Raw genomic sequence first — 25342 nt, 5'->3', positions numbered from 1 at the left:
CAGTTATAAACGACGACCTCCGCCATGCTATTTTATCACCTTCCTACTCATGCAACTCCGAAACGAACTAACCTAGCCCAATCATAAAAGGACAAAATTTGAAAATAAACTTTATGAAAACTAGATTTTTAAAACTAGATATAATTACCAACAATAAATTGACAATTTAATTGCTTCGTTGTATGGTTAGTTACATAAGTAATGAACCAATTAACTAGGAGGTGGATTGTGATTTATTCGTTAAGCAATGAAAAACCAATCTTCCAGCAAATTCGTGAACGGGTTGAAGATGCCATTCTTGATGGGCAACTACAATCTGAAGATCGCATTCCATCAACCAATGAATTTGCCAAAGAGTATCAAATAAATCCTGCAACAGCAGGCAAAGGTGTGAACGAATTAGTGGAAAAAGGTGTCATTTATAAAAAACGAGGCGTAGGTATGTTTGTCAGTACAGATGCACGAAAAATTTTAATTGCAGAACGTAAGGAAAACTTTTTTGCACAACATATTGAACCGTTAAAAAAAGAGGCGGTACGATTAGGCATCTCTGACGAAGAATTACAAAATATGTTACAGAGGGGATAATTTATGAAGATTGATGTTAGAAATGTTAGCAAACTGTATAAGCAAAAACATGCTTTAAAAAATGTATCTTTTACGATTGAAGGGCCAAAAATCATCGGTTTTTTAGGTCATAATGGCGCTGGTAAAACAACATTTTTAAATTTATTAGCAGGGCTTATTCCTACAACTGAAGGGCATATACGTATCAATGGCGAGAATGTTTTCAATGCCCCTGCTATATTGCGTAACATTTGTTTTGTTGCAGAGAGTGGCAATTTTCAAGAAGATATGACGATCGCACAATGTTTAAAGACTAATCGTTTTTTCTATCCAAAGTGGGATGAACAGCTTGCAAATGAGCTTCTTCAAGTATTTGCCCTTAATCCAAAAGATAAAGTGCGCAATTTATCTAAAGGGATGGTATCTGCACTTGGTATTATTACAGGGTTTGCTAGTCATGCTGCCATTACCATTTTCGATGAGCCCTATATCGGCTTAGACGTAGCTGCCCGCAATACATTTTATGATTTATTAATTGATCAACAAATAGAACATCCAAGGCTATTCCTTTTATCGACGCATTTAATAGATGAAGCCAGTGAATTGTTTGAAGAAATCCTTATTCTGCAAGAAGGTGAGTTATTGCTGCAAAAAACGGCGGAGCAATGGGATCAGTATATTGTTGCAGTAAAAGGAAATGCTCAAGATGTTGAACGCGCAATACTAGACTTAGAAGTCATTTACAAGCATATTTTTATGCATGATATGACGGCCGTTGTCTATGCCAACGGTCGTGCAATCGAAGGTCAAAATATTACATTAGAAAATGTATCTTTACAAGACCTGTTAGTGTATTTAAGTAAACAGCAGAAAGAGAGGTTAGTAAAATGAAAACAGTACAAGGTAGCTTATATGTATTTTTTCAAAGCTATAAGAAAAGTAATATTATTTTTTGGTGCATTTTGTTCGCCATTGTCCTACTGTCATTTTTTATTGATTCCTTTTTTGGACAATATATTACTTTTGCTATGACCATCTCTATACCTGTCTATATTTTTTATAGTACGATGGGGGCTAAAATTTTAAATAAAACATTGCCTTATTTTTTAAAGCTTGGCTTAAGCCGTATGCAGTATGTTTGGAACGTAGGCTTATTTTTCATCGTTTGGAGCCTTATTGGTGCATTTATAATAGCCTGTACTCACAAAATGATTTCCTTCGTCTCAAATCTATTAGATTATCAAAATATGGTCATTATTCACCCTCTATTCTTTTTTAGCAGTTCGGATTCATTTTTTCTAACAATGGCGATAGATACCGTGTTACTACTACTTTGTTTAATCTCTAGCCTGCTTTTAAATGTCGTCTTTTATCGCTTCGGCACATTAGGTGGCTACAGTTTTATTGGTGTAATGGCTTTGATTCCGATAATGATGGTAATTTTCGGATGGTACTCGCCACTTTTGCTGACATTATCGAAAGCATCCACTTTGCAAATAATCAGTAGCTTACTAGGTATGATTATTATCATTTATATTGTCATTTCAAGTGCATTACGAAAAGCTCCTGCAATGCCATCATAAAACCTTGAAGGGATCGACAAAATGAAAAAAATGATTTGTAAAATTGTAGGTTTAGAACTGCTTCTTCTATTTTTTTATGTTGCCAACGGGGCTTACGTTTCCATTCAACAACCTTCTAGTCCCTTTTTGCAATTTGCTTTGTTGATTCCTTTAGCAATCGGTCTCGTTCTTTATATAATTGCCAAAAAGAAATGGCGTCATTATTTCTTTATTCCCATTAATATCGGAAATATCTTTGTCTACTCACCTATGATTTTCGTATTATGTATTATTTTATTTAGTACGAAAGGGTTAAATTTCGAATCCATTAGCGATTTATTGCTCATGTTTATCATGCAAATGTTTGTTGTTGCTTTTATTGAAGAAACAGTTTTTAGAGGCATCTTGCTGCGCTTATTGTTATCTAAGGGAACTTTTACTGCTATTTGGCTTTCTAGTATTCTTTTTGGCGTGACGCATGCATTGCAACTTATTGGGGGACAATCGCTGGAAGATACCATTATACAGATTATTTATGCCTTTCTTGTAGGTCTCGTTCTTTCGTTACTTATAATCGATGGGCAATCTATTATTTTGACGATTGTCTTCCATGGTTTCAACAACTTCTTTAATTTTATGGGGAATGCAGAAAGTTCCATGTTAACAGCGTATCTTATCATTTTTGTACTGTTTGTTTATCTGTTATTTTTATGGAGACGTGTTAAGAAAAAGGCAGCGGTACAATCTCTGCGTAGTAGCAGTTCTGTACAAAATTTCTATCATTAATATATAGATATTACGCATGAAAAGAGAGGATAAAAATGAAAAAAACTGCCGTACTTTTATATCCGCAATTCAGTGAATACGAATTAAGTGTAGCGTTATCGATATTAATGCAAGGGAAAAAACCTATCGTAACGATTGGCTTAAATCATCAGAAGATTATGGGCGAATCTGGTTTAACTTGTCTAGCCGATAGGCAATTAAGCGAAATTAATGTAGATGAGATTGATAGTCTCTTATTACCTGGCTGTATGGATATTGGAACATTAGTAGATGAGCAAGAATTATTATATTTTATTAAGACATTGGATTTACAAGGCGCAGTCATAGCTAGTATTTCCAGTTCCCCTTATCTTTTAGCCAAGGCAGGTGTACTAAAGGATAAATACTATACAGTCGGTTTACCACTTGAAGGCATGAAACAATTGGGTGTTTTTGATCTTAGCTATTACGCCGATGAACTAATAGTTCAGGATGGTAGGATTATCACGGCTAGAGGTAGAGGTTTTATTCAATTTGGTTTAGCCTTAGGTAAAGCGTTACAGCTAGATTTTGATGCACAATGGTATAAATAACAGTGCCAAATAACAGTGCCTGTCACCCAAACAATTTTATTTAAATACTGATGATAAAACCCATAAAAACAAAGGATAGTTCTCGCCAATAGCTTGGCTTCAGAACTATCCTTTATTAGTTACATGATACTTTTATTTAACAGCTGCATTTTCATTTCTTTTGCTGTATACGTAAATTGACAAATAGCCTAAATCCCTTTTTGACTTTTCACCATAATACTTTTTCAATTTAACATCACACGGGCAAGAAAATTCATGCTATTGGGGCGTTTAAGAGATTTAACTAGCCCTTAATAGGCATACAAATAGACCATTTAGTCTTACATCTCATATGTTAATTATGAACCACAACTTATCAAAACAGGAGGTAATAACATGTTTAATCGTAAGCGTCACCATGGAAGAGGACCACAATGCTGCCCACCACAAACAATGCCAACACAATTTGACCCACCACAATTTTTACCGCCAGAGCAATATGTACGCACAAATTACATTCATACAGTTGTACCACACGTTCAACCTGCACATATTACAACAGTGAACAAACATATTATCGATCATCAATACTACTTCCCATGCACAGAGAACGTAGTAAATGAATGCTGTGAAAATCATACACTATGTGGTATGCCACATAATCACTGCCATATGCCACAACAACACATGGGTCACCATAAACATATGGGCATGGGGTATTAATTTGTATGCGATGAGACTTTTGATGTCTCATCGCTTTTCTTATATAACTAACATTATTTTTCGCCTGCTGTTTTTACCTGGTTCCGACCTGCTTGCTTAGCAAGATACAATGCTCCATCTGCCGCTTCAATCAATGCTTCTGTCGTACTAGCCATTTTAGGATACTCTGCAACTCCCGCTGATAGCGTTACTGGACGACCACAAGGACTGTTCGAATTTGCTAACTGTTGTCTTAAATTTTCCGCTACAATGGCTGCCTCTTCAACAGTCGTATTAGGTAATAGAATAATAAATTCCTCACCGCCATAACGACAACAAATATCGTTTTCTCGTGCCACTGCTTTCATTTTTTTGGCTAAATATTGTAATACTTTATCTCCCACTGCATGGCCATAGGTATCGTTGACGCTCTTGAAATGATCCAAATCGAGTAAAATAATTGAATGCATCAATTGATTTTTCTCCCATTCAGATAGCGTAGCATCCATTGTTCGTCGGTTTGTGACCCCAGTTAAAGGGTCGGTTGTCGACTGATCTTTAAAATAGGAAACTTGCCCTTGCAAAAAGGACAAACTTCGAATAAGTGCACTCTTTAAATAATATGCTTCAAAATACCAACTGCGTACAGACTTTAACCCTTCAACACTTCTCGAATCTAAGCTCTCTTCTGTTAATGTTGCTAACTGCTGCAACGGGCGGGCAATTCGCGCTGCGGTCCATAATAAAACAAAAATCGACAAAAGCATCAGCGGTATTGCATTAATTGCTACTTCTTGTACTCGATCAAACGAAGGCTCTAGCGCTACCTCTAATGGTCGTTGAGAAATGACACCCCAACCAGTTATCGGTACTACACTATATCCAGCCAACATTTCAATATTTTTAGTATTCGTGACTAGCTGTGCACCATTTTTCCCTGATACTACTGCTTTCACTACTTTATTTTCCATTACAACATCATTGATGCGACTTGGATCTTGATGGTAGATAATACGTCCATCTGCATCTACTACAAACACATAAGAACCGTCATTATAATAATGCTCCCCTAACAGCAAATTAAATACATTATGTTCTTTTAAATAAATTGTACCTGCTACCATTCCCAAGTATTCGTTCTGCGCTGAAAATATAGGATAGGAGATAAAAATAATTAGTCTCCCAGTAATCCCTTTATACGGTTTCGATACGAGAGGCGTTTTTTTGGATAATGCCTCTTTCCCTCCTACAGAGGTCAAATACTTTCCTTTTACATCTACAGAAGGTGGTGAAACTGACAGTACTAGACCATCGGCATTCGACACTATAACGGAGTTAAACATATTATTTTGCATTTTCAAACGGTCTGTTTCTTTATCCAATGCTGCTTCATCGCCCATAATTGATTCCATATGATCTGCGCTGTAACCTAAAATTTGAAAGGCTTCTTCTAAGTAGGCGCTTGCGGTAGTTGCCAATTTTTGAGCATATACACGATTTGTTTCAAGTGAATTTTCCTTGATGGAATCCACATTCATACGATAACCACTCCATATGCTACCGATGCTTGTGAAAAAAAACGCTGCCATAGCTAAACCCATTATTAAATGTTTTAGCCTCAACTGTCTTGATTTCATTGTCTTCTTTTACTCCTATTTATGTATTTTGACTAGCTATTACTTAAGTTAAAAGACGCATATTTCTTAATCTATTAAAACACATATATCATTTTATTTTACAATTTATTTGTATATATTTAAAGTTATTGTAAAAGCAATATTGTCAAAGGCCTATATAATTATTGAAAAGCAAAACTATTATCATAATTTGGACATAAAAAATTACTATAACCTTAGTTATAAATTTTATTGTCAGTATATTTTCGTATTTTTTAATAAGTATTTGCTGATAACACTTTAAGTAATTGCTAAATTAAGCTTTCTATCGGAATTGCCTGATAAGAGCTGCACTTTCCCCTTCGTCGGCACTTATCATTCAATTATATAATAATCCCTTGATTATTTGCGGGAAAAATCTCATTGAAAAAATAAGCGCAAAAAAGACTATTTACAATCATCATTGCAAATAGTCTCTTTCTATTATATTTCTCCTTTTCGTATATGCTCAATTAATCTTTCTAGGTATTGTATGGAGCCCTGTATTCTAAAATTCGCATAATCGCTAACAAATTCAGCCAGCACTTCTACTCCTGGTTTCATAAACTGTTGTCTATCTGAATTAAAGAGATTATCCCATTTTGAATGCATCGCGTTTAACTTTTTTTCTAAAATATGAATAACCCGATCGCGGTCAACATGTTTGATATTGGCTAAACCAATAACCATATCACCAATTGTGTTTGCATTTTCAAGTGATTTATAAATCTTTTTTGGCAAGGCTTCGCGTCCTTTTTCCGTTATAGCAAAAACGTGCTTATCTGGTCGATTATCTTCTTTTATAACTTCTTTCGTCTCAATTAGTCCTTGCTTCGCTAACGATTCAAAATGATAGTATAACTTACTTTCCGTCAAACCATTAATTGAGTCAAGAGACTGTAATTCAGAAATTTGTTTTTTTAAATTATAAGGATAATTATCTTCTTCCATAAGCTTGCTAAGAATGAAAATTTGAATTGCCATTATTTCAGCTCCTTAGGCAAATATTAGTTCCATTTTATCAAAACTAATGATTTACTTCATCAGAATTTTAAGTGCATATTTCTTTGCTCTATTGTTCTACAGTTATTGGTAGGGGTTTATGAAGCATCCAAACGATCAGTACATTTATAACCATCGCTACAAATCCAACTGTTGTTAATCCTAAAATAAAAGGTGTGGCACTAATACTACCAAAAATATTGCCAAAGTATGCTTGAACAGAATAATACATTGGTGAAATATGGCTAATCCACTCATACGGTAAATACATCATTTCACGAGATATTGTTGCACCGTTAGCAATTGTCTGAATTAATAAAATTGGAATGTTTAAAATCATTCCTGCTTCCCCAATTAATAACACAACAACCGCATTGAAGTTAAAGCATGCCCAATAAATTAAAATTTGTTGCCCTAATATTTGGAAGAACACATCAGTTCCCGATAAATCATTGATAGCAAATGACATGCCCGTTGAAACAAGCCCAGCCAAAATACCAATGAGTATCGCTGTTAATTGCATATAAACGAATAAACGTGTTTTCGTTGCTTTCCCACGATTTGCTTTAAACGCTCCTACTAATTGCATTGCGCCAATCATAGCACCTACATAAAGCGCCATCGTTAAAAACATTGGTAGCATATTGTTATGCATGCCTTCTGGCACATCATTAATTGTCTCGATATTTCCTACATAGCTATTTTCAATTTGCTCTGCTAATTTGGCTGCTTGCTCTTGTGGTAAATGTAAGTTCATTAAAATCCCTTGCGCTGTTTGTTGTGAAAACTGTGCACTTAGTTGCTCATTTATTTGCATAACAATTTGTTGCATAGAGGACGATACAGCGGTTGCACTTGCTTCGTTAATGGAGAAATCGATGCTTGATGAAACATCTCCTTTTTGTAAATCAGCAGAAAATGTCTCTGGAATGTGAACGACTAACGCTAAGTCGTTTTTCTCTAAATCTTTTAATGCCTCTTTATTAGTAATATCTGTTTCAATATCCTTAAATGGAAGCTGTTCAGTTAAGCTATCAGCTATTTGGGCACCATATTCCCCTTTATCATCATTAATAATCGCAATTGGTAATGCATCAATATTGCCTGGTATCGCTGTGTAACCTGGTAGGAAGATACCCAACATACATACAGCATAAAAGATCCCCATAAAAATAGAGCCCTTGGCACCTTTCGTTTTTAAAAATTCTTTAAACTTCATTTAATTAGTACTTCCTTTCTACGAACACCTAGTCTATTTATATTCTAAACAAAGTAGTTTAATTTAAGTAGTTTAATTAAACCGTGAGTGTAATTTTACAAAAATACTGTTTACTTTGCAATAAATAAAGATAGCCGACTATCATTAATTTCTATTTTTTGTCCAAACTGTGAAGTAGAAAATGGCATATTATCAACATTACAAAACGTTAAACACACATCGCGCAACAAAAAAGCATTGCAGTTAAAAACTGCAATGCTTTTTTATAGTGTATAGCACCCATAGGCATTACCTATTCATCTCGTTAAATAAATCATAGCCATAAAATAAAAATTTTAATTTTACTTTTATAATACATTGTTCAATTCTTCTATTTTTTTCTTCTTCAGAATACTCCATTGGCATTTTTACACAAACACCTAAATCAATCCACTTGATTATTTCTTGTTCGTTATCCCAATAGATATGTTCTAGTTTAAAATCAAAATCATATCGATTGACACTCATCATTTCCTTTTTGGCTTTAATCAATTGATTAAGAATTTTTCTTAATTCTTCAAGACTTATACCTTCTTTTAGCATCTCTAAAAGCGTTTTACCTTTTGCTTTTTCTATAAATAAATAATCTCTTTTTTTATAAGCGAACATCTTAGGAAAATATGGACTATCATGTAACTCCAGCAAAGCACAAATATCATTATCGCCTTTTCCGTCTGGTAATAACTTCTTTAATATAATTTCTTGTTCTTTATCCTCAAAAACAATGGAACGTCTTCTAGAATTTTGTATAATTTTCACATCTTTATTTAACACTCTTTTAAAGTTATATAAGTAAATTGAATTCTTACTTTCTTTCGGTAGCTTATGAAAAAATTTTGTTATTTGCACAGTCAATGCTCCTTTCATCCATAAAAAAATTTTAAAAAATATTTGGTTATTATTCAATAATTGACAAAAGTGTTTTTTTAAAATAATTAAATACTATATTTTAGGAGTGTCAAAATAGCTGTGGACAGTTTGTGGGCTTGACAAAAGGATTTGTGGGCAAAAAAAACGTTGGAGCCCATGAGCTCCAACGTTTTTTGATTAATACATTTTTAAATATTGGTCGCGTTCCCATTGGTGTACAGTTGTACGGTACATATCGAACTCGATTTCTTTTGCTTCTTTGAAGTTTGCGTAAATGTGTTCACCTAAAGCTGATTGAGCCACTTTATCTTGTGCAAGTAATGTTAACGCATCGTCTAGTGCTGGTGGTAAATTCGCAATACCGTTCGCTTTGCGTTCTTCTTCTGTCATTACATAGATATTGCGGTTAATCGCTGCAGGTGGCGTTAATTGTTGACGGATACCTTCTAGACCCGCTTCTAAAATAACAGCCATCGCTAAATATGGGTTTGCTGAAGGATCCACTGAACGTACTTCTACACGAGTTGAAAGTCCGCGTGCAGACGGGATACGAATAAGTGGTGAACGGTTTTGTGCAGACCATGCAACATAACATGGCGCTTCATAACCTGGAACTAAACGCTTATAAGAGTTTACTGTTGGGTTTGTTACGGCTGTGAATCCTTGTACGTGTGCAAGAACACCTGCCATAAATTGCATTGCTGTTTCAGAAAGACCTAGCTCTGTAGATTCATCGTAGAATGCATTTTCTTTCCCTTTAAATAAAGATACGTTGAAGTGCATACCAGAGCCTGCTTCACCGAACAATGGTTTTGGCATAAATGTAGCATGTAGACCGTGTTTACGTGCAATTGTTTTAACAACTAGTTTGAATGTTTGGATGTTGTCACAAGCTGTAATAGCATCTGCATATTTAAAGTCGATTTCATGTTGACCTGGTGCTACTTCATGGTGTGAAGCTTCGATTTCAAAGCCCATTTCTTCAAGCTCTAACACGATATCACGACGACAGTTTTCACCTAAATCTGTAGGCGCTAAGTCAAAATAACCACCGTGGTCATTTACTTCTAATGTAGGTTCACCTTTTGCATCTAATTTGAATAAGAAGAATTCTGGCTCAGGTCCTAAGTTGAAGCTTGTGAAGCCCATATCTTCCATTTTTTTAAGGATACGTTTTAAGTTGTTACGTGGGTCACCAGCGAATGGTTCGCCTTTTGCAGTGTATACGTCACAGATGAAACGTGCTACTTTCCCTTTTTCTGAAGTCCAAGGGAACACTACGAAAGAATCTAAATCAGGATATAAATACATATCCGATTCTTCAATACGTACGAAGCCTTCAATGGACGAGCCATCGAACATCATTTTGTTTTCTAATGCTTTGTCTAGTTGACTAACAGGAATTTCAACGTTTTTAATAGTACCTAGAATATCCGTAAATTGTAAACGAATGAAACTTACATTTTTCTCCTCGATTAAACGCTTGATGTCGTCTTTTGTGTATTTACCCACAGTTTTCCACACTCCTATAAATTGTCTTGCTTATATCATTACCCTACCCTACTAAAAAAATAATAAACTGATTGTAATTTGAACCATTTCGTATTTATTTTAATAGAATCGGGATAAATCCCCACGTCGGATGGATGATTTTTGCATGCGCTGCGCTTGACGCATTTCTTCGCGCATAATCCGACGTAATTCTGTGTCGGTTAAATCTGGTTCTTCAGCGGCAATAGGATCTGATTTTTTGGCAAATATTTTTTTAATCTTCGCCATATTCATGCCCTGCTCCAAGTAATCTTTTATTTCAAGAAGTATATCGACGTCATTTAATGAAAACATACGACGATTGCCTTCTGTTCGGTGTGGCTCAATTAAATGGTGTTCTTCATAATAACGAATTTGGCGTGCCGAAAGCTCGGTCAATTGCATCACGATACTCATAGATAATAACGGCATAGTTCGTCTAATTTCACGACTCATTTAAGTCCCCCCCAATACCCGCTTATCATATAACGAAAAAAATTCACTGTCAACAAAGATGTTAGGTTTCCTAACATGGTTTTTTAATTTTTTTTAGAATTGATGCAAAATTGTTAAAAACTAGTCAAAATACCTGAACGAAACATACACTTTTACAGTTTATCTATTTATATTAGAGATAAGCCCCATCACTAAACTGTAATGGGGCCTTGTTAATAAAGTCTATTTTTGTAAGCCTTGAACTGCACTACAAATAGCAAATTTCACGTGCTCATATGTCAAGCCACCTTGAATAAATGCTGTAAACGGTGGACGAATTGGACCGTCTGCTGTCAGTTCAATACTCGAACCTTGAATAAATGTGCCTGCCGCCATAATAACATCATCCTCGTAGCCTGGCATATAAGCAGGCTCTGGTGCATAATGCGCATTAATTGGCGAGTTGGCTTGAATTTCACGACAGAAAGCAACCATTTGCTCGGCTGTATTAAACGATACCGATTGAATTAAATCTGTACGTTCAGCATGATAACTTGGGAACGTCGTCATGCCTACTTCCTCTAACATAGCCGCTGTGAAAATCGCACCTTTTAATGCTTGGCTGACTACATGTGGTGCTAGGAAAAAGCCTTGGTAAAAGTCACCTAGCGTATTTAATGTAGCGCCTGCCTCCGCACCAATTCCTGGTGATGTCATACGATATGCACATTTTTCTACTAAGTCAGCTCGACCTGCAATATAACCACCTATTTTAGCTAAACCGCCACCTGGATTTTTAATAAGCGAACCAGCCATTAAATCCGCACCTACTTCTGTAGGTTCTTGTGCTTCCACAAATTCTCCATAGCAGTTATCTACAAATATAATAGCATTGGGTGCTAATTCACGTACCTTGGCACACATTTCTGCAATTTGCGAAATTGTAAAGGATGGACGTGATGCATAGCCTTTTGAACGTTGAATGGCTATCATTTTTGTGTTCGGTGTAATGGCTGCAGCGACTGCAGACCAGTCAACCGTTTCGTTATCGATTAAATCTACATGTCGATAACCAATTTTATAGTCCTTTAGCGAGCCCGTATCTTTGTCTCCTCCATCGACAATCGACTGTAATGTGTCATATGGTTGGCCTGATATATAAAGCAATTCATCACCTGGTCGTAACACGCCGAATAGACTAAGCGTAATTGCATGTGTTCCAGATATGATTTGAGGACGAACAATTGCCGCCTCTGCTCCAAAAACTTCCGCATACACACGTTCAAGATTGTCACGGCCTTCATCATCATAGCCATAGCCATTGGATGGATGTAAATGAAAATCGCTCACTTGATGCGTTCTAAATGCTGAAAGGACTTTTTGCTGGTTGAAGAACGCCATATTTTCTACTTTCGTATGATATGGGCGGACTCTTTCCTCAATTTTTTCCGCTAATGCTAACGTTTCTGCTGTTAAATGGGTTGTAAAAGTCATTGTTTTCGTCTCCGTTTCAAATTGTTCTTTCCTATCTTATCAATTTGTTTGCAACCCTGCAAAAAATGCTATTGTGTCTAGCTGTTAAATACGCTAAGCTAAGGGGCGGACTTACTACAAATTATTCTCGTTTAAGGAGGGAAAGTGATGGCTTGGGAAGTTTTTAGCATAATTGGGACAATTGCCTTCGCTATTTCCGGGGCAATAATTGCAATGGAAGAAGAATACGATTTATTCGGTGTATATATACTTGGCATTGTAACTGCATTCGGTGGCGGTGCCATTCGTAATTTACTTATCGGTTTACCAGTTACAACGTTGTGGGGACAGGATATGATGTTTCAAATTGCAATCGCTGCCATTACGATATTTTTTATTTTTCCTCATCATCTTATACAGCATTGGCATCGTTGGGGCAATTTTACAGATGCTATAGGCTTATCGGCTTTTGCTATACAAGGGGCATTATATGCAGTGAAGCTCAATATGCCCATTAGTGCGGTTATTGTAGCCGCAGTCTTAACTGGTTCAGGTGGTGGAATAGTTCGTGATTTATTGGCAGGACGTAAGCCACTCGTGCTACGTGATGAAATCTACGGTGTCTGGGCAGCACTTGCTGGTCTACTTATTGGATTGGAATTACTAGAAGGAGATATCTTTTTATACGTGTTATTCGGGGTAATTACAATTTTACGAGTACTTTCATATATGAAGAAATGGCGCTTACCTTTGCGAAAATTGAATCGAGCTTAAGGATGTAGAACTTAGCTATTCTTGCTTTTGCAATAAATAAAAAATTAGAAGTGTTCACCTAGTTGTTGATAGCGGGTAACAACGGCATAGCAGAAAAGTGTTAGATTGATTGGGTTCAATCTAACACTTTTTCTCTTTTGCCCCAGCTTCCTTTTGGCTATAGACAATTACTCTTTAAATGTTTAACTATGATTTTTCCCTATCGGCACTTAACAAATGATTACTTCTCTACCAGCCCGACAGACTCAGCTAATGTCGCCATGTTGCTCACCATAGAGCAAGCTGCATCGAGTATTGGAAAGGCTAAAGCTGCACCAGAACCCTCTCCCAATCGCATGTTCATATGAAGCATCGGCTCCACTCCTAACAGTTCAGCAGCTATTTTTGCCCCCGGTTCTTCAGAGGCATGGGAAGGAATAATATAATCTTGCACTTTCGGTTCGAGTTCATAAGCGATAAGAGCAGCGACTGTCGAAATAAAGCCATCAATTACAACGGGCTTACGATTGGCAGCAGCCGCCAGAATTACACCAGCCATCGCACCTATCTCTAACCCACCCACTTTTGCAAGTACATCAATCGCATCATGACGATTCGGTTTATTTAAGGCAATGGCGTTTTGAATGACTTCAACTTTATGCGCAATTCCTCCTGATCCAACCCCTGCACCGAATCCTGTCACTTCTTGTGGGTGACACGCATGCAGTACGGATAAGATAGCCGCACTTGGTGTAGTATTGCCAATCCCCATTTCACCTGTACCCAATACATTAACTCCTTGTGCTATTTCTGCCGTTGCTACTTCAATTCCTACTTCAATTGATTGAATGGCTTCTTCCCTTGTCATGGCTGGACCTTTTGCCATGTTATCCGTCCCGTATTTTATTTTTTTTATTATAACACCCGCATCGAGCGGAATATCCTGTTTTACCCCTACGTCCACTGTTACAATTTTGGCATTCGTTATGTTTGCAATAGCACAAACACCTGTTATCCCTTTTGGAAAATTTAATGTTTGAAGAAATGTTACATCTTGCGGATTGGATGTTACGGCTTCATCACACACACCGTGATCGCCTGCACAGACAATAATTGCTTTGTTATCAATTTTAGGATAGAGCTCTCCTGTAATACCAGCCAATTGTATAGCCAGTGATTCAAGTTTTCCTAAGCTACTTGGTGGCTTGCTAAGAGAATCTATATAGTCCCTTGCTTTTTCCATTATTTCGTTATTAGCATGTTGAATCTGTTGAAGTGTTTGTTGTAATAATTGCATGTTCATTTCTCCTTTTTAAATAGCCTATTACATAAAGATTGAAATAAAAAAATGGAAAAACCTGTAGTTTATCTCATAACAAATAAACTACAGACTTTTCCATCGTCTATATCATCCGAAGCAATTAGGCAGGTCTCCTGGCTCAATTTCAACATTTTATAGAACCTTCCCAGCTATGCTAGTGGTATTCTCTATAAAACTCCGTTTTACAGTGGTGGGACCGCTAAAGATTTTCACTTTATTCCCTATTCTCCCAAAGTGGGCACCTAATGCTTTTATGTAATTACTTTAAATTTACGACAAAGTGTTTTTAGTGTCAATATTGAAAAAATTTTTGTACTCGCACTTTAGTCCAATAAAAAACGAGGTACTTAACAAGCTGACCTGTTACATACCTCGATATATCTTCTTATTTAAATTCTAATTCTCCATCATAAGCAAGCATGCCACCTTCAAGGTTTGTTACGTCAAAGCCTTGTGCTTCTAAGTATGCACAAGCATTTGCAGAACGTCCACCTGCTTTACAAACGATAATATATGGTTTAGTCGTATCTAATTCATCCAAGCGCTCAGGGATTGTCCCAAGTGCAATATGTTGCGCACCAGGGATAACACCTTGTGCTACTTCATCGTCTTCTCGCACATCAATAATGTAAAGGTCTTCGTTTGCATCTAATCGTTCTAATAATTGTGTTGTATCCATCGATTTCATCTATAAAATCCTCCAATATATCAATTTCCTATTACATTATAGCGTGAACGAAAAAAAACAGCTAGTGATGTAACACTAACTGTTTCTATTTACTTTATTTATTCTTCTGCCTCTAAAAATTCGACTTGCTTTGCTGGAACGAATGTAGAAATTGCGTGTTTGTAAATGAGATGCTGTTTACTTTCAGCATCTACTAATAATACTGTAAAGTTATCATAGGATTTCACAGTTCCTTTTAACTGGAACCCGTTTAACAGAAACACAGTTACAAAAACACTGTTTTTACGTAGATGGTTCAAAAACGTATCTTGCAAATTGATTGATTTCATAGAATGCGCCTCCCCTACTCTCTTTCTACCTCTTCATTCCTATAGTAGCATGTTCTACCAATTTATCAATTAGTAATTTTTAGAAATTATTAAAGTTTTTAGTCTTTTCAAATAAAATGAATATCCATTTTATTGCGGAAATAAGTCAACTGTCTTTTCGCATAACGTCGAGAATTTTGCTTTAAATTTTCGATTGCTTCTTCTAATGTACATCTACCATCTAAGTAATCATACAATTCCTTATAACCGATCGCTTGAATCGACTGTACACCTCGAATATTTTGTTGCCATAGTCCCTGCACTTCTTGCAGTAGCCCTTTATCCATCATGACATCCACTCGGAGATTAATGCGCTCATAAAGTTCTTCGCGAGACATATTTTGACCAAGTCCTATAATTAAGTGGCGATACAATGGGATTTCTCCACGATTGTGTTCCTCTGACGCCTTTGAAACACCACTTAATTCAATCATTTCTAACGCTCGAATCACACGTCTTGTATTGTTTGGATGAATTGTTTCAGCAGTTTTCGGATCAAGTGCTGCTAACTTAGCATGCATAGCTTCTGGACCTAACTTTTCTAGCTCCTCATAATAAGCTTTACGTGCTAGGTCATCAACCTGCTCGTCTGTAAATTGAAAATCATAAAGGACTGCTTGTACATATAGGCCAGAACCTCCAACAATAATCGGTAGCTTACCACGCGCCTGTATCTCATTAATTTTAGAGCGTACTAACGCTTGGTATTCCGCTACTGAAAAGGATTCCGTTGGCTCTTTGAAGCTTAATAAGTGATGTGGCACACCTTCCATCTCTTCTTCAGTAATTTTCGCTGTACCAATATCTAAACCTTTATAAATTTGCATGGAATCGCCATTAATAATTTCACCATTGTACTTTTTGGCTAGTTCAATGCTTAGTGCTGTTTTACCTGAAGCTGTTGGCCCAACAATTGCTACGACCTCTGCTTGCTGTATTTTATTTTCTATCATACTTTTCTAACCACCGTAATAAAACTTGATGAACCGCCTGTTGATTGTCTTCATTTAAAATTTCATGTCGTTTATCTTCAAATAAATAGACAGTAACATCTTGTAATCCTGCTGCTGCAAATTGTTCAGCTACGGAATAAACACCTAGACCACTATCGCCAACAGGGTCCTTGCTACCGCTGATCAATAGAATCGGCAAGTTTTTCTGTATTTTTTCAATCTCTTTTTTTCGATTCAATACCATAAAGCCAGCTGTTAAGTCAGCAAAAAATTGATTGCTTGGAATAAAGCCACAATATGGGTCGTCAATATACTTTTGCACTTCCTGCTCTACCGAACATAGCCAATCATACCCGGTTTTAGGATTTGGAAACTGCTTATTAAAGCTACCAAAGCTCAACTTATTTAATAAAGGGCTCTCGGTTTCTTTACCGTGCCGCATTGCGAATACTTGCGCAACATAATGTCCTATCCTATGCAACGCTGAAACACTTCCTGTTCCACAAAGAATAACGTTAGCAACATTTGCTCCATAAAGTTGAATAAATCTTCTAGCAATAAAGGACCCCATACTATGCCCGAATACCATTAAAGGCACATCTGCAAATTGAGCATGTATAGCCATCATGACTTCATGCGCATCTTCCACAACCCGATCAAAACCATTTTTTTCAGCGAAAAAGCCTAATGTGCCATTATAACCTGCCGTCTCCCCATGCCCGCGCTGATCATGCATGGACACGGCATAGCCAGCCGCACAAAGAATTTGTGCAAAGTTTACGTAACGACCGCTATGCTCTGCCATACCATGTAAAATATGAAAATGTCCCTTACAGGGAATAGTCGGCGTCAAAATTCGTGTAAACACAAAATGTCCATCAGACATTTTCATATAACGCTCCATCTTTTACACCTCCACATTAGGAAAACTTGTCGCATCTAGAATCGCTTGTTCTAATTGAGCAATATAAGTATTTCTTTGTGACTCTGAATAATGTAAACGCTGCTGCATCACTTGCACTACTTGTTGTTTATAACGTTTCACTGCATCAATATCAAAGTATAGTAAGCCCGTACGACGAATAAAGAAATCACAAGGTGTATATACCATTTCCGCTTCTATGCCATATAGTAGCATCGCATGTAAAGCGAGGGGCATCGTACTACCATGCTCATGTAAATATTTCACCTGATCAAATAATGCGTCAACATTGGTACCGTATTTTTGCACTAAATGCTTCGCCTCGTCATAATTCAGTCCATATTGAACACCTTCTCTTGCTTTATAGGCAGTATAGTCTGGGAAATTAATCGCATTAATGCCCTTTGCACCAGAAAGCGACAACTCACGTGTCATACATGGACTTGCATGCTTAAATTTATGTGTTTTCACAATTTTATCAACGATCGTTTCAGCCATTTGACGATAGCCTGTTAGCTTGCCACCTGCAATGGTCATCAAACCGCTTGATGCTGTCCATATTTCATCTTTACGCGAAATTTCAGAAGGATTTTTGCCTTTTTCAAAAATAAGCGGACGTACACCTGCCCAAGAAGATTCTATTGTATCTCTTGTAATTTCGGCTGTAGGGAATACTGTTTTAGCAGCCTCAATTAAATAATCTACATCTTGTTGTGTGGCAGTAGGATGTATTGGATCGCCTTCATAAACTGTATCTGTTGTTCCTATATATGTTTTGCCATCTCGCGGAATAGCGAAAGCCATACGACCATCTGGAATATCGAAATAAACGGCTTGTTGCAATGGGAAATCCTTTTGACTAAGAACGATATGGACACCCTTTGTTAAACGTAATTGTTTTTTATCTGTTTGCTTATCTTTATGACGTACTTCATCTACCCAAGGGCCAGTAGCATTGACGATTTGCGCAGCATGTACTTCCACTGTTTTTCCAGTGATATGGTCTTTTACTTTTGCCCCAATCAGCTTTTTCTTGCTATATAAAAACTCTGTCATTTCTGTATAGTTTACACAAAGCGCGCCATATTCAACCGCTTTTTTTAGCACTTCAATTGTTAAACGTGCATCGTCAGTCCGATACTCTACATAATAGCCACCGCCAACTAGCTCATCGCGCTTTAAAAGCGGTTCTAGTGTGGCTGTTTCTTGTGCACTTAGCATCGTGCGACGTTCTTGTTTTTTGACACCTGCTAGTCTGTCATAAACCTTTAACGCCACCGAAGTCGTAAATGGTCCAAGTGTACCGTGCTTATATAAAGGTAACAGCATCTTTTCAGGTGTCGTTACATGAACAGCATTGTCATAAACAATTTCACGTTCACGCCCAACTTCTGCCACTACCCCTACATCAAATTGTTTTAAATAACGAAGACCTCCGTGAATAAGCTTTGTTGAACGGCTAGAGGTACCCGCCGCAAAGTCTTGCTTGTCAATTAGTGCAACTGATAAGCCTCTCGACGCCGCATCAAGTGCAATCCCCGCACCCGTAATGCCACCTCCAATGACTAATACGTCAAAGCTATACTGCTCTAAATAATCCATAATTTTAGGACGATGCTCAAATGAAAACATACTTTCTCCCCCATTAGCTATGATTTGAATAAACGTGTAGCCTCCACAGCTCTCTGCCAGCCTGCATAGAAAATCTTACTTTGCTCTACAGTCATTTTCGGTTGATAGGTTTGCCCGTTAACCCACAATGCTGTTAAAGCCTCTTTATTTGGCCAAAAGTTCGTTGCTAGCCCAGCTAAATAGGCTGCCCCGAGCGCAGTCGATTCATTAAGCTTTGCTAGCTCTACCTTTAACTGCAAAATATCACTTTGGAACTGCATTAATAGACCATTACTGACAGCGCCACCATCTACTCGCAACACTTCAATTGGTGTGCCCGCCGCTTCTTCCATTGCATCAAGAACATCTTTCGTCTGGTAAGCTAGTGATTCAAGTGTTGCGCGGATAAAATGTTCTTTCGAAGTACCACGCGTTAAACCAAAAATAGCCCCGCGTGCATCGGTATCCCAGTATGGCGTGCCTAACCCTACAAATGCAGGAACTACGTAAACACCATCGGTATCAGCTACCTTTGTGGCATATTTTTCAGAGTCCTTTGCGGTACGAATCATGCGAAGCCCATCACGTAACCACTGAATAGCTGATCCTGCCACAAAGACACTGCCTTCTAACGCATAGGTTACCTTCCCATCAATGCCCCAAGCAATCGTTGTCAACAAACCATTTTCAGAATGTACCGCTTGGTCACCCGTATTTAATAACATAAAACAACCGGTACCGTACGTATTTTTAGCCATGCCTTTTGCAAAGCATGTTTGACCGAAAAGAGCGGCTTGCTGGTCACCGGCAATTCCTGCAATTGGAATTTCTTCACCAAAAAATATACTTGGTGCCGTTTTCGTATAAATTTCTGACGAGTTTTTCACTTCTGGCAGCATCGACATTGGAATATTTAAAAGTTCGCAAAGTTCTGCGTCCCATGTTAGTTCATGGATATTATAAAGTAAAGTCCTTGCCGCATTCGAATAATCCGTAATATGTGCCCTTCCTTTTGATAATCGCCAAACAATCCACGAATCAATCGTACCGAACAGTAAATCACCTTGTTCTGCCTTGACACGTGCACCATCAACATTGTCTAAAATCCATTTAATTTTTGTTGCGGAGAAATAAGGGTCCAGTCGTAATCCTGTTTTTTGCTGAAACATACTTTCATGGCCCTGTTCCTTCAACGCTGTCACGATGTCTTGTGTTTGCCTTGATTGCCAAACGATTGCATTGTAGACAGGCTGGCCCGTCTGTTTATCCCAAACAACCGTCGTTTCTCGCTGATTTGTAATGCCAATTGCGTGTACTTCGCTTGCTTCATGTCCACTTTCTGATAACACAGCTGCGATAACAGCGAGTACTGAACCCCATATCTCATTGGCGTTATGCTCAACCCAGCCAGCCTTTGGAAAATACTGTTGAAATTCCTTTTGTGCCACATGGACAATTTCACCTTTATGATCAAATAATATCGCTCTTGAACTTGTTGTTCCTTGATCGATTGCTAAAATAAATTCACCCATTTATTCCCCTCCTTAGGTTTTCACACCACGCTCGAAATCGCTGTAGGCTTCTTTTAAGGATATTGGTTACAATACGAACGCGTATGCTTCGTTGTTATTACATTACCCGTTTAAACATTTTTTCCACTTCATAGGTTGTAAAATGGATTAACACCGGCCGACCATGTGGACAAGTAAACGGATTATCCGCTTTACGTAAATCATCTAATAACGCAACCATTTGCTCTTTCGTCAAATAATGATTGGCCTTGATAGACTTTTTACAGCTCATCATAATGGCTGCCGCCTCACGCATTTTTTTGACATCTGCTGTTTTTGTAGTCAAAACTTGCTCGATTAACTCCTCAATGATGTCCTGTTCCTCGCCATTTGGAAACCAGCTAGGATGCTCACGAATAACAAATGATGACTGTCCAAAATCCTCTAAAAACACACCAACGGCCTCTAGCTGCTGTCTATTTTCACGCAGAATCAGTGCCTCGTCTGCTGCATAATGGAAGGTCAATGGCAGTAATAATGCTTGCCGTTCATTTGGATTTACTTGTCCTACTTTTTCACGGTAAAACTCATATTTAATACGTTCTTGCGCTGCATGCTGGTCGATTAAATAAAAACCGTCCTCCATTTGCGCAACAATATAAGTGCCATGTATTTGTCCTACTACTTCAAGCGCAGGAAATGGTTCTTTTTTAGGCTCTTTCATTGGAGATTCTACTATTTGAGGCTCCTCATTTAAAAAGTCCATATGGTCGTTTGATGACGCTTCTTCTATCTGATTGGTTTCGATTGGTTGAATTGGTTGCCAGTGCTCTTCTATCACTGTAGGTGCAGGTTCTTCCATCGGTAATATGCTAGATTCCTGAACTGTTTGCGCATCATAAAGCTTTTCAACGATAGCATTCATTTTTTCTACATCAAGTTGCGGTACAGGCTTCCACATGTTCAGCTGTTCCGTTGCAGGTTTTGCAATCTTTTCCTTCTTCTCCATAAGTGGAACGCGCATAACATCGCGAATTTTGCCCCGTATCGTTTCTTCAATCAGTTTAAGTAGCTCTGGTTCTTTACTTAAACGTATCTGGTGTTTGGCTGGATGGACATTGACGTCTGTTAAATAAGGATCCCCTTCAATAAAGAGCGCTACGATTGGAAAACGTTCAATCGGTAAATACGTATGATAGGCATCGATAATGGCCTTTTGCACTAAATAATGTTTGACCCAACGCCCATTCACAAATAGCGACATATAATTTTTGGAAGCACGTGTCACCTCTGGTAAAGACACGTAACCCGTCACCTTATAGTCATGGGACTCGCCGTGAAACGGTACCATTTTTTTGGCGTTGTGCACGCCATAAATCGCGGCTAGGACTTGCTGTACATCACCTCGTCCATTCGTCTGCAATAATTGCTGACCGTTATGTAGCAATCGAAAGGCAATTTGTGGATTACCGAGTGCTAGCCGATTCATCAAATCTATCGTATGCCCAAGCTCGGTTTGTATCGTTTTCATATATTTTAAACGAGCAGGGGTATTGAAAAATAGCTGTGCCACTGTAATATCCGTTCCTTTTCGTAAAGGACCGGGCTTTTGGGTTGTGACATGTCCCCCTTCTAACTCTACATACGTGCCTGATTCGCCAGTTGAAGTAATCATCGTCATTTTGGATACCGATGCAATGGATGCTAATGCCTCCCCGCGAAATCCTAACGTACGGATACGAAATAAATCATGTTCCTGATGAATTTTACTTGTTGCATGGCGTGAAAAAGAGATTAGTGCATCTTCCTCATCCATCCCACTACCATTATCAATCACTTGAATTGAAGTGAGTCCCGCTTCTAGTAAAAAAACATCAACGGACGTACTGCCAGCATCAATCGCATTTTCGACTAGTTCCTTGACAACAGATGCCGGTCGTTCTACTACTTCTCCCGCAGCAATTCTATTGGAAAGCCACGCGTCCATAATTTGAATTTTTCCCATGGCGCATCACTCCTTTATTTTTTAGCGTTGACTAATTGCTGTTGTAATTCGTATAAGATATTCATAGCCTGCATTGGTGAAGTACCAAGGATATTCACCTTCTCCAAGTTTCTCAATACTTCAGCCTCAGCTGAAGGCAACGGCTCTTGTTCCGTAAATAATGACATTTGCACGGGCTGTTCAACGACCTCTTGTGATACTGGTAATGCTTTTCCTGCTTCAAAGTTTTCGAGCAATATACGAGCTCTCGATAAAATTTCCTCTGGTAATTGTGCCAATTGCGCCACATGAATGCCATAAGACTTATCGGCCGCTCCCTTTTTCACCTTGTGTAAAAAGACAACCGTGCCATTCTTTTCAGTGGCAGAGACATGCACATTTTGTAATCGAGGTAAATCCTTTTCTAAAGCTGTCAATTCATGATAATGCGTAGAGAAAAGGGTATTGGCACCTATTTTGTCATGAATATATTCCATCATGGATTGCGCAAGACTCATTCCATCATACGTAGAAGTACCTCGACCAATTTCATCAAACAGCATTAAGCTATTTTCAGTGGCATGCATAATCGCATGCTGTGATTCTAGCATTTCTACCATAAATGTTGATTGTCCAGCAGCTAAATCATCTGCAGCTCCAATCCGTGTGAAAATTTGATCTGTAATTGGTAATCGCGCCTTTTCCGCTGGTACATAGCATCCCATTTGTGCCATTACAACAATCAGAGCAACTTGGCGCATATATGTACTTTTACCGGACATATTCGGCCCAGTAATGAGCATCATATTGTGATTTTCTTCAAGTACGCAATCATTCGGTACATACATTTGCTTATTGAGCATTTTCTCAACTACAGGGTGACGACCTTCTATAATCTCTAGCGCACGACCCGCGTGAAATTCTGGCTTTGTAAAACGATATTTTTCTGAGACGCTTGCAAAGCTAAGCAATACATCTAATTCACTTATACTCGCTGCTAGTGCTTGTACCCGTGGAATATATGATTTTAATTGTTCACGAATTTCAACGAAGAGGTTGTACTCTAAAGCTAAGCTTTCTTCCTCTGCATTCAAAATAAGTGCCTCTTTTTCTTTTAATTCCTGCGTAATGTAACGCTCTGCATTTGCAAGTGTTTGCTTCCGTTCATAGCGTGTTAAATCCGCCAAATGAATATTGGACTTTGTAATTTCTATATAGTAGCCAAAAATGCGGTTATAGCCAATTTTCAAGTTTTTAATGCCTGTTTTTGTACGTTCTTCCTGTTCTAACTGGGCAATCCAGTCCTTCCCATTGCGAGATGCATAGCGAAGTTCATCTAATCGTTCGTTATAACCATCCCGAATCACATCGCCTTCTTTAATGGTAATTGGCGGATTATCTGTTATAGCACGTGCTAATAAAGCTTCAACGTCCGCACATGTATCGAGTGTTGCCCCTAGCTTTTGCAATGTTTCTTTTTGTGCTCCAATTAGCTGTTGTTGAATAATTGGAACTTGACGTAATGAATCACGAAGCTGTGCTAAGTCACGACCGCCTACATTACCGAAAGCTACACGACCCGCTAAACGTTCTAAATCATAGACTTGTTTTAAGGAAGATTGTAATTCTGATCTTACAAAATATTCTTCTAATAAATCACTGACCATTGCAAGTCTTGCCTCAATAGCTGAACGTGAGGCTAATGGTTGATGTAGCCATTGTTTCAGCTTGCGCCCCCCCATCGCAGTAACGGTGTCATCTAATAGCCATAACAACGTACCTTTTTGGTCGCCGCCACGAATGGATTGTATAAGCTCTAAATTTCGTTTCGAACTAGAGTCAATACGTAAATAGTTTTTCATTTCATTAAAGGTAAAGGCTTGAATATGCGAAAGTGACCGCATTTGTGTCTTATCTATATAATGAAGTAATCGCAAGCAGGCCACTTGTATAGTTGCTGGCACTGCTTCTAAATAGCTGGCTGCTTTGTCCATCGCCATTTCGTCTTCTTCAACGGATAGTACAATGCCGACATTGATTGCATGTTCTGTTAACAAAAGCTGTAAGCTCTCCGTCACGATTAATTCTCGAATACCATATGCCTGCATTTGCATAAGAAGGGCTTTTCCATCCCCCTCAATGGATGAGGCAATCGCTTCACCTGTAGATAAATCCAAGTAGGCATAGCCAAATGTAGCAGCATCCAGCTGTTCTGCTGCGCCAATGTAATGATTGCTTTTACCATCTAGCGCCTTCCCTTCCATAATGGTACCGGGAGTAATCAGTTGGACTACTTCACGTTTGACTACGCCCTTTGCTTGCTTTGGATCCTCTGTTTGCTCACAAATTGCAACTTTATAACCTTTTTGCACAAGTGTTTCTATATAATTTTTAGCCGAGTGATGTGGCACGCCACACATCGGAATACGCTCCTTGGCACCTGCATCTCGACTCGTTAATGTAATTTCTAATAGTTGTGATGCATTAATGGCATCTTCAAAAAACATTTCGTAAAAGTCACCTAATCTAAAAAATAAAAAAGCATCCTGATAATCTTCTTTGACTTGCAAATATTGTTGCATCATTGGTGTATAGGTTGTCATATATAAATTCCCTCGCTCTTGCACTAAAATCAAATATGCTATGGCATATTTACGTCTAAATCATTTTATGTGTTGCCTCTATGTGCACACCCTTTTCGTTACTTCCTTCATTGTGATAGCGAACCTTGACGCATCAGTACGTCTTCTCCAGCGCTTATGCTTGGGGCTAAGTGTTTGTTTAGCAACGATCCTGTACGATCCAAAGTTTCACCCTCAACGATTTTCTTCAAAGACAAG

23 protein-coding genes and 1 riboswitch are annotated in these 25342 nt (G+C 38.0%); of the genes, 7 read left to right on the top strand and 16 right to left on the bottom strand.

Annotated elements, in window-relative coordinates; all coding sequences use genetic code 11:
• Positions 1–228 precede the first annotated feature (228 nt).
• From I5435_RS05470 to I5435_RS05445, 6 genes are all read left to right on the top strand, one after another.
• Positions 229–588 (top strand): GntR family transcriptional regulator, encoded by a 360-nt coding sequence (locus I5435_RS05470; protein ID WP_024361599.1) that lies wholly within the window; start codon positions 229–231, stop codon positions 586–588.
• Between the two features lie 3 nt (positions 589–591).
• Positions 592–1458, top strand: a complete 867-nt coding sequence (locus I5435_RS05465) for an ABC transporter ATP-binding protein (RefSeq protein WP_024361600.1) — start codon at positions 592–594, stop codon at positions 1456–1458.
• Positions 1455–2150 (top strand): hypothetical protein, encoded by a 696-nt coding sequence (locus I5435_RS05460; protein WP_108029548.1) that lies wholly within the window; start codon positions 1455–1457, stop codon positions 2148–2150. Before I5435_RS05465 ends, I5435_RS05460 begins: the two co-directional genes overlap by 4 nt.
• A gap of 21 nt (positions 2151–2171) precedes the next feature.
• Positions 2172–2915: a CPBP family intramembrane glutamic endopeptidase gene (locus I5435_RS05455; protein WP_337983356.1), complete on the top strand. Its 744-nt coding sequence runs from the start codon at positions 2172–2174 to the stop codon at positions 2913–2915.
• 35 nt (positions 2916–2950) lie between these two features.
• Positions 2951–3487: a DJ-1/PfpI family protein gene (locus I5435_RS05450; protein WP_024361603.1), complete on the top strand. Its 537-nt coding sequence runs from the start codon at positions 2951–2953 to the stop codon at positions 3485–3487.
• Between the two features lie 375 nt (positions 3488–3862).
• The gene (locus tag I5435_RS05445; RefSeq protein WP_024361604.1) at positions 3863–4189 is read left to right on the top strand and encodes a CotD family spore coat protein; all 327 of its coding nucleotides are present in this window, start codon (positions 3863–3865) and stop codon (positions 4187–4189) included.
• 53 nt (positions 4190–4242) lie between these two features.
• Here the strand turns inward: I5435_RS05445 and I5435_RS05440 are convergent, their stop codons facing one another.
• From I5435_RS05440 to I5435_RS05410, 7 genes are all read right to left on the bottom strand, one after another.
• Positions 4243–5805 carry a sensor domain-containing diguanylate cyclase gene (locus tag I5435_RS05440; RefSeq protein WP_337983355.1) on the bottom strand — a complete coding sequence of 521 codons (1563 nt, stop codon included), beginning with the start codon at positions 5803–5805 and terminating at the stop codon, positions 4243–4245.
• A 462-nt stretch (positions 5806–6267) separates the two neighbouring features.
• Positions 6268–6807 (bottom strand): PadR family transcriptional regulator, encoded by a 540-nt coding sequence (locus I5435_RS05435; protein WP_337983354.1) that lies wholly within the window; start codon positions 6805–6807, stop codon positions 6268–6270.
• 88 nt (positions 6808–6895) lie between these two features.
• Positions 6896–8044: a YhgE/Pip domain-containing protein gene (locus tag I5435_RS05430; protein WP_337983353.1), complete on the bottom strand. Its 1149-nt coding sequence runs from the start codon at positions 8042–8044 to the stop codon at positions 6896–6898.
• Between the two features lie 288 nt (positions 8045–8332).
• The gene (locus I5435_RS05425) at positions 8333–8932 is read right to left on the bottom strand and encodes a hypothetical protein (protein WP_025218839.1); all 600 of its coding nucleotides are present in this window, start codon (positions 8930–8932) and stop codon (positions 8333–8335) included.
• Positions 8933–9130: 198 nt separating this feature from the next.
• The gene (glnA, locus tag I5435_RS05420) at positions 9131–10465 is read right to left on the bottom strand and encodes a type I glutamate--ammonia ligase (protein WP_024361926.1); all 1335 of its coding nucleotides are present in this window, start codon (positions 10463–10465) and stop codon (positions 9131–9133) included.
• Between the two features lie 99 nt (positions 10466–10564).
• Complete coding sequence (locus I5435_RS05415; RefSeq protein ID WP_024361927.1) at positions 10565–10939, bottom strand: MerR family transcriptional regulator; 375 nt, start codon at positions 10937–10939, stop codon at positions 10565–10567.
• Positions 10940–11161: 222 nt separating this feature from the next.
• Positions 11162–12412, bottom strand: a complete 1251-nt coding sequence (locus I5435_RS05410) for a methionine gamma-lyase family protein (protein ID WP_107894619.1) — start codon at positions 12410–12412, stop codon at positions 11162–11164.
• A gap of 147 nt (positions 12413–12559) precedes the next feature.
• Here I5435_RS05410 and I5435_RS05405 point away from each other — a divergent pair, with 147 nt between their 5' ends.
• Positions 12560–13165, top strand: coding sequence for a trimeric intracellular cation channel family protein (locus I5435_RS05405; RefSeq protein WP_024361929.1), 606 nt, complete (start codon positions 12560–12562; stop codon positions 13163–13165).
• 220 nt (positions 13166–13385) lie between these two features.
• On the opposite strand, the gene cobT is transcribed toward I5435_RS05405, so the two are convergent.
• From cobT to mutS, 9 genes are all read right to left on the bottom strand, one after another.
• Entirely contained in the window at positions 13386–14441 is a 1056-nt protein-coding gene (gene cobT, locus I5435_RS05400; protein ID WP_337983352.1) for a nicotinate-nucleotide--dimethylbenzimidazole phosphoribosyltransferase, read from the bottom strand.
• 110 nt (positions 14442–14551) lie between these two features.
• A riboswitch (cobalamin riboswitch) is annotated at positions 14552–14726 on the bottom strand.
• A gap of 124 nt (positions 14727–14850) precedes the next feature.
• Positions 14851–15153: a rhodanese-like domain-containing protein gene (locus tag I5435_RS05395; RefSeq protein WP_024361931.1), complete on the bottom strand. Its 303-nt coding sequence runs from the start codon at positions 15151–15153 to the stop codon at positions 14851–14853.
• 98 nt (positions 15154–15251) lie between these two features.
• Entirely contained in the window at positions 15252–15482 is a 231-nt protein-coding gene (gene hfq, locus I5435_RS05390; protein WP_024361932.1) for an RNA chaperone Hfq, read from the bottom strand.
• Positions 15483–15589: 107 nt separating this feature from the next.
• On the bottom strand, positions 15590–16474 hold the full coding sequence (gene miaA, locus I5435_RS05385; protein WP_029747180.1) for a tRNA (adenosine(37)-N6)-dimethylallyltransferase MiaA: 885 nt from the start codon (positions 16472–16474) through the stop codon (positions 15590–15592).
• A complete protein-coding gene (locus I5435_RS05380; protein WP_337983351.1) occupies positions 16461–17378 on the bottom strand; it encodes an alpha/beta fold hydrolase in 918 nt (305 codons plus the stop codon). Before I5435_RS05380 ends, miaA begins: the two co-directional genes overlap by 14 nt.
• 3 nt (positions 17379–17381) lie before the next feature.
• Positions 17382–19028: a glycerol-3-phosphate dehydrogenase/oxidase gene (locus I5435_RS05375; RefSeq protein WP_025218836.1), complete on the bottom strand. Its 1647-nt coding sequence runs from the start codon at positions 19026–19028 to the stop codon at positions 17382–17384.
• Between the two features lie 17 nt (positions 19029–19045).
• Positions 19046–20539: a glycerol kinase GlpK gene (glpK, locus tag I5435_RS05370; protein WP_337983350.1), complete on the bottom strand. Its 1494-nt coding sequence runs from the start codon at positions 20537–20539 to the stop codon at positions 19046–19048.
• A 97-nt stretch (positions 20540–20636) separates the two neighbouring features.
• The gene (gene mutL, locus I5435_RS05365; protein WP_337983349.1) at positions 20637–22523 is read right to left on the bottom strand and encodes a DNA mismatch repair endonuclease MutL; all 1887 of its coding nucleotides are present in this window, start codon (positions 22521–22523) and stop codon (positions 20637–20639) included.
• A gap of 14 nt (positions 22524–22537) precedes the next feature.
• Positions 22538–25105, bottom strand: coding sequence for a DNA mismatch repair protein MutS (mutS, locus tag I5435_RS05360; protein WP_337983348.1), 2568 nt, complete (start codon positions 25103–25105; stop codon positions 22538–22540).
• Between the last annotated feature and the right edge of the window lie 237 nt (positions 25106–25342).

Origin of the sequence: Lysinibacillus sp. C5.1, from assembly GCF_016350185.1 — a bacterium.
In the GTDB taxonomy this organism is placed as follows: Bacteria; Bacillota; Bacilli; order Bacillales_A; family Planococcaceae; genus Lysinibacillus; species Lysinibacillus sphaericus.
Note: the sequence above shows the minus strand (reverse complement) of the source record. Positions and strands in the feature narration are given on the sequence as shown.

What these genes read in the sequence shown, in the direction of transcription:
- I5435_RS05455 (WP_337983356.1), top strand. Translation starts at nt 2,172, where the DNA reads ATGAAAAAAATGATTTGTAAAATTGTAGGTTTAGAACTGCTTCTTCTA.
- I5435_RS05380 (WP_337983351.1), bottom strand. Translation starts at nt 17,378, where the DNA reads ATGGAGCGTTATATGAAAATGTCTGATGGACATTTTGTGTTTACACGA.
- I5435_RS05450 (WP_024361603.1), top strand. Translation starts at nt 2,951, where the DNA reads ATGAAAAAAACTGCCGTACTTTTATATCCGCAATTCAGTGAATACGAA.
- mutS (WP_337983348.1), bottom strand. Translation starts at nt 25,105, where the DNA reads ATGACAACCTATACACCAATGATGCAACAATATTTGCAAGTCAAAGAA.
- I5435_RS05405 (WP_024361929.1), top strand. Translation starts at nt 12,560, where the DNA reads ATGGCTTGGGAAGTTTTTAGCATAATTGGGACAATTGCCTTCGCTATT.
- I5435_RS05415 (WP_024361927.1), bottom strand. Translation starts at nt 10,939, where the DNA reads ATGAGTCGTGAAATTAGACGAACTATGCCGTTATTATCTATGAGTATC.
- cobT (WP_337983352.1), bottom strand. Translation starts at nt 14,441, where the DNA reads ATGCAATTATTACAACAAACACTTCAACAGATTCAACATGCTAATAAC.
- miaA (WP_029747180.1), bottom strand. Translation starts at nt 16,474, where the DNA reads ATGATAGAAAATAAAATACAGCAAGCAGAGGTCGTAGCAATTGTTGGG.
- I5435_RS05460 (WP_108029548.1), top strand. Translation starts at nt 1,455, where the DNA reads ATGAAAACAGTACAAGGTAGCTTATATGTATTTTTTCAAAGCTATAAG.
- I5435_RS05440 (WP_337983355.1), bottom strand. Translation starts at nt 5,805, where the DNA reads ATGAAATCAAGACAGTTGAGGCTAAAACATTTAATAATGGGTTTAGCT.
- I5435_RS05410 (WP_107894619.1), bottom strand. Translation starts at nt 12,412, where the DNA reads ATGACTTTTACAACCCATTTAACAGCAGAAACGTTAGCATTAGCGGAA.
- I5435_RS05375 (WP_025218836.1), bottom strand. Translation starts at nt 19,028, where the DNA reads ATGTTTTCATTTGAGCATCGTCCTAAAATTATGGATTATTTAGAGCAG.
- mutL (WP_337983349.1), bottom strand. Translation starts at nt 22,523, where the DNA reads ATGGGAAAAATTCAAATTATGGACGCGTGGCTTTCCAATAGAATTGCT.
- I5435_RS05445 (WP_024361604.1), top strand. Translation starts at nt 3,863, where the DNA reads ATGTTTAATCGTAAGCGTCACCATGGAAGAGGACCACAATGCTGCCCA.
- hfq (WP_024361932.1), bottom strand. Translation starts at nt 15,482, where the DNA reads ATGAAATCAATCAATTTGCAAGATACGTTTTTGAACCATCTACGTAAA.
- I5435_RS05465 (WP_024361600.1), top strand. Translation starts at nt 592, where the DNA reads ATGAAGATTGATGTTAGAAATGTTAGCAAACTGTATAAGCAAAAACAT.
- I5435_RS05430 (WP_337983353.1), bottom strand. Translation starts at nt 8,044, where the DNA reads ATGAAGTTTAAAGAATTTTTAAAAACGAAAGGTGCCAAGGGCTCTATT.
- I5435_RS05435 (WP_337983354.1), bottom strand. Translation starts at nt 6,807, where the DNA reads ATGGCAATTCAAATTTTCATTCTTAGCAAGCTTATGGAAGAAGATAAT.
- I5435_RS05395 (WP_024361931.1), bottom strand. Translation starts at nt 15,153, where the DNA reads ATGAAATCGATGGATACAACACAATTATTAGAACGATTAGATGCAAAC.
- glpK (WP_337983350.1), bottom strand. Translation starts at nt 20,539, where the DNA reads ATGGGTGAATTTATTTTAGCAATCGATCAAGGAACAACAAGTTCAAGA.